Source organism: Neisseria iguanae (assembly GCF_003013245.1).
GTDB lineage: Bacteria > Pseudomonadota > Gammaproteobacteria > Burkholderiales > Neisseriaceae > Neisseria > Neisseria iguanae.
In genome coordinates, this window is the sequence record NZ_PXYY01000134.1 from 1 (window position 1) to 4,355 (window position 4,355).

Below are 4,355 nucleotides of genomic sequence, written 5' to 3' on the forward strand. Positions count from 1 at the left end.
TAATCAGGCCACGCCAGCCCTTACGTTCGTATATTGTCGCTACAACGATTCCTGCTATAAATGCCAACCCGCAACTCATCATATCCCTACCTTTGCACCTTGGTTTGATAACGCCTTTTCCGCATAATCGTCATACATTAAATTTTGCAGACTCTGCCCGCCCATTACCAGCACCTGCGCACCTTCTTCGGCCGTCTGAAAATACCTTTTCAGATGGCCTTGTGTTATCGGGAAATTATTCTGCCGGTGCTGCTTTTCTTTTTCTCGGCTTGCGACGGCGTTTGCGTTTAAGTACTTCACCGTTTTCACGGAGTTCCTGCTGTTGGCGTTGTTGTACAGCCATACTCATCTGGTTACGGGTGTCGTTATCAGCATATTGGAACGCCGTCCACCATTGCACCGTATCGTTGTCCACTTCGCCAACTTGTCCGCGCAGCACCAGAAAGTCATAAGCGGCACGAAAACGTGGCTGGCTCAGCAGTTTGTGCGGACGCGCGCCGCGCATGTTGTCGAATTGCGGCTGCAATTGCCAGATTTCGCGCATGATGGCGGAAAAGCGTTGCGGTACGCCCCAACCTTTTTCGACCGTATCGCGCAAGGTAGAAATAGCATCGTTTAAAGCCGGCACAGATTTTTGGCCTTGCTGCCGGTATTCCTGCCAATAGGCATTGAGCTGCGGCCATAAAACCGCTGCCAATACAAAACCGACCGACACAGATTTATCGGCACGCAAACGTTCATCAGTATTTTTCAGCGCAATGGCGATAATGCCGTGTTCTGCCTTGCCGGCAGATTTTAAAGCCGTCAACAACGGATGAATATCGTCGCTCACACCCAAACTGTTGAGCTTTTGTAGGCATTGGCCGGCATGACCGGAAAAAAGCAGCTTCATGATTTCGTCAAATAATCTGGCTACTGGTTCGTTTTTCAGACGGCCTGCATATTCCGGAATCGGCGCGGCGGTGCGTTCCTCCACGTCGAAACCGAGTTTGCCCGATAATCGGACCGCACGCAGAATCCGCACCGGATCTTCTTGATAGCGCTCGGCCGCATCGCCGATTATCACCAATTTACGGTCTGCAATATCGCTCACGCCTTGATGAAAATCAAGAATTTCTTCGTGAACCGGGTCGTAATAAAGCGCATTACAGGTGAAATCGCGACGCATGGCATCTTCTTCGATGTTGCCGTAGGTGTTGTCTTTCATGATGCGGCCATGCACATTTTGTACAGCTTTGTTGCCCCCGCGAAAGGTGGTCACTTCAATGGTTTCGGGGCCGGCCATCACATGCACGATTTGGAAGCGGCGGCCGATAATACGACTGCGGCGGAAAATTTTATGCACTTGCTCCGGTGTCGCGTTGGTGGCGACATCAAAGTCTTTTGGTTCGACGCCTAACAATAAATCACGCACTGCGCCACCAACCACATAAGCCTGAAAGCCTTCTTTATGTAATTGTTTCACCACTTTTTCGGCGGCATAACTCAACATATCCGCGCTGATACGGTGCTCGCTATGCGGTAAAACCGTTTTTTGCAAGACTTTGCGCGGTTTCGACGGCAAAACTTTGTGCAACCATTTTTTCAACATACTCAGATTCTTTTCGATCAAGGCCGTCTGAAACGCTGAGGGTTGAAAGCAACCTTTGCACAATATTCTGTAGATAAAACATTGTACAAAGGTTTCAGACGGCCTTCCCTTTAAGTATTCAAACCGCAAAACGTCTTGAATCGGCGTTTTGCAACAATAAACCGCCATTATACCCGAAACCCTGTTTTCCCCAACAAAATCAGCTATAATATCCGTTCCAACACATTTTGCGCACCTGTGGAGCAACAAAAGTGTATCACTACAAATCTGAGTGCTACCCGATTTTTAAACCGGTTGGTTGCCGACAATCCCGAGCTGGAGCGTTTGGCCAATCTCGATTTATTGAGGGATGTCGGGCTCAATGCCGAAGAACAAGCCGGTTTTGAAGCGGCAAAGTGGCAAAAAAGCCTTACACCCATTACCAAGATTGATTTTCAGACGGCATGACCACGCATACGCACAACCTTCCGCCCGAGTTGCAAGATTATCTCAATGCCATCGGCGAAGCAGAACATCCCGCACTTGCCGCCCTGCGCAAACGCACGGAACACCACCGTTTGGGCAAAATGGCGATTGCGCAGGAGCAAGCCGCGTTGCTCACATGGCTGGCGCGTTTGCTGAAGGTCGAACACTATCTGGAAGTCGGCGTATTCACCGGTTACAGCAGCACGGCGATGGCTCTGGCTCTGCCCGAAACCAGCCGCATTACCGCCTGTGATATCAATGTGACCTTTACCGACATTGCCCGAGAAACCTGGCAGGCAGCCGGTGTGGCGCACAAAATCAACCTGTATCTGCAACCTGCCTTGCTGACTTTAGACGACTTGATCGCCCAAGGTCAAAGCGGCAGCTACGATTTGGCCTTGATTGATGCCGACAAACCGCCGACACCGCAGTATTTCGAGCGTTGCCTGCAATTGGTGCGCTGCGGCGGCGTGGTAGCAGTTGACAATGTGTTGCTAAATGGCCGTGTGATGCATGAAGCCGCTGGAAACGCCCCGCCAAGTCTGCATATTTTGCAGGATTTTAATCGAAATCTGCCGCATGATGACCGCATTGTGCCGATTACCCTGCCGGTTGGAGACGGCTTAACCCTGTTATTAAAAAAATAAAAAATGACTACTTTCAGGCTTGCTATTACCCTTTTGTCCGCATTCGCTTTCAGTGCGTGCACCCCCCTCCAACCTGCTCATTATCAGGACGAATCCTTCACTCTGCCGGATATTCCGGAAGAAGCTTTGTCTCCGCAGCGCGGTATTCCCTATCCCCAATTGAGCTGGCAGACACAGATCGACCAATTGGGTATCCAAATGGCCCGTTTGGAGCAGGAAATGGGGATCTTGCAAACGCGCATCGAACAACTCGAACGCATCAATAAAATCCGTCCTGCCGACAAACCTGCCACTACGTCAAAAAAAGCCGAACCGGCCCAACGCTTAAACGATGCCAAATTAAAAGCAGCGTACTTAAACAGCAGCAGCGTGGCTGTGACCGAGGCCGATGCAGCCGCCTTAAATGAAACCCGCCTGTACAATCAGGCATTAAAATACTACCAACGCGGCAATTATGTGGCAGCAGCAGCCGTATTGCGCGGCGCAGACGGCGGCAACGGCAGCAACGCGGCACGCCGCAATATGTATTTGCTGCTTCAAAGCCAGCAACGCATCGGCAATTGCGAATCAGTCATCGAAATCGGCGGCCGCTATGCCAACCGTTTCCGTGGCAGCGCACAAGCTGCTGACGCACTCTTCAGTATCGGCCAGTGCCAGTACAAAATGCAGCAAAAAGACATCGCCCGCAACACCTGGCGCAAACTGATTCAGACTTATCCCCACAGTGCTGCCGCCAAACGCGCCGCGGTCAAAATCAAGCAACGCTAAACTGTTTTCAGACAGCCTTTTGCATCACAATGGGCCGTCTAGGCATTTTATTCATTCGAATGATTTATTTTGGAGAAAAATCATGGTTCAAGTCGGCATTATTATGGGCAGCAACAGCGATTGGCCGGTTATGCGGCAGGCCGCGCAATTTTTAAAAGATTTCGGCGTAACATTCGAAGCACGCGTCGTCTCGGCACACCGTACGCCGGATTTGATGTTTGAATACGCGCAAACCGCCCGCAAGCGTGGCATCAAAGCGATTATCGCCGGTGCCGGTGGCGCGGCCCATTTGCCGGGCATGGTTGCTGCCAAAACCACTGTGCCGGTATTGGGTGTACCCGTGCCGGGCAAATATTTGCACGGTGAAGATTCTTTGTTGTCTATCGTGCAAATGCCTAAGGGCGTGCCGGTAGCGACATTTGCGATTGGCGAAGCCGGTGCTGCGAACGCTGCCTTGTTTGCCATTTCCCTGCTGGCGAATGACAATACCGGGCTGGCACAAAAATTGGCTGATTTCCGCGCCAAACAGGCGCAAACCGTTTTGGCGATGACACCGGAAGATTAACCTGCACGCTCATGCATATGACGGAATACCGTCTGAACCCGATTTCAGACAGCCTTTATAATTTCTTATTGGGAAAAAGTATCCCTATACTTCACGAGTATTTTCAACTCATCATAAAACATATATATTTCTTGTTTATCTGTAAAAAACCAGCGTTATTTACAGTATTTATTAGAAGACAATACCAACATGAACATCCATAAAAACACCCATCCTACCCTGGATAGCCGTCAAGCCCATCCGGAGAAGAACGTATAATTACCGTTACCTCCTTTGCCGGACAATAGGATACCCATCTACCGTATGCTTAAAGCCGCCC

At 50.4% G+C, this 4,355-nt stretch carries 5 protein-coding genes; 4 read left to right on the plus strand and 1 reads right to left on the minus strand.

What is annotated here, in order from left to right; translation table 11 throughout:
- Window positions 1–235: 235 nt before the first annotated feature.
- The gene (locus C7N83_RS13125) at window positions 236–1,591 is read right to left on the minus strand and encodes a polynucleotide adenylyltransferase PcnB (protein WP_106743184.1); all 1,356 of its coding nucleotides are present in this window, start codon (window positions 1,589–1,591) and stop codon (window positions 236–238) included.
- 135 nt (window positions 1,592–1,726) lie between these two features.
- Here C7N83_RS13125 and C7N83_RS17155 point away from each other — a divergent pair, with 135 nt between their 5' ends.
- The 4 genes from C7N83_RS17155 to purE all read left to right on the plus strand — a co-directional run bounded on the left by C7N83_RS17155 (window position 1,727) and on the right by purE (window position 4,036).
- Window positions 1,727–2,038 (plus strand): hypothetical protein, encoded by a 312-nt coding sequence (locus C7N83_RS17155; RefSeq protein WP_425437526.1) that lies wholly within the window; start codon window positions 1,727–1,729, stop codon window positions 2,036–2,038.
- On the plus strand, window positions 2,035–2,703 hold the full coding sequence (locus C7N83_RS13135; RefSeq protein WP_106743186.1) for a class I SAM-dependent methyltransferase: 669 nt from the start codon (window positions 2,035–2,037) through the stop codon (window positions 2,701–2,703). The genes C7N83_RS17155 and C7N83_RS13135 overlap by 4 nt, the downstream gene beginning before the upstream one ends.
- 3 nt (window positions 2,704–2,706) lie before the next feature.
- Complete coding sequence (locus C7N83_RS13140; RefSeq protein WP_106743187.1) at window positions 2,707–3,471, plus strand: tetratricopeptide repeat protein; 765 nt, start codon at window positions 2,707–2,709, stop codon at window positions 3,469–3,471.
- 82 nt (window positions 3,472–3,553) lie between these two features.
- Window positions 3,554–4,036 carry a 5-(carboxyamino)imidazole ribonucleotide mutase gene (gene purE, locus C7N83_RS13145; RefSeq protein WP_106743189.1) on the plus strand — a complete coding sequence of 161 codons (483 nt, stop codon included), beginning with the start codon at window positions 3,554–3,556 and terminating at the stop codon, window positions 4,034–4,036.
- The last annotated feature ends 319 nt before the right edge of the window (window positions 4,037–4,355 follow it).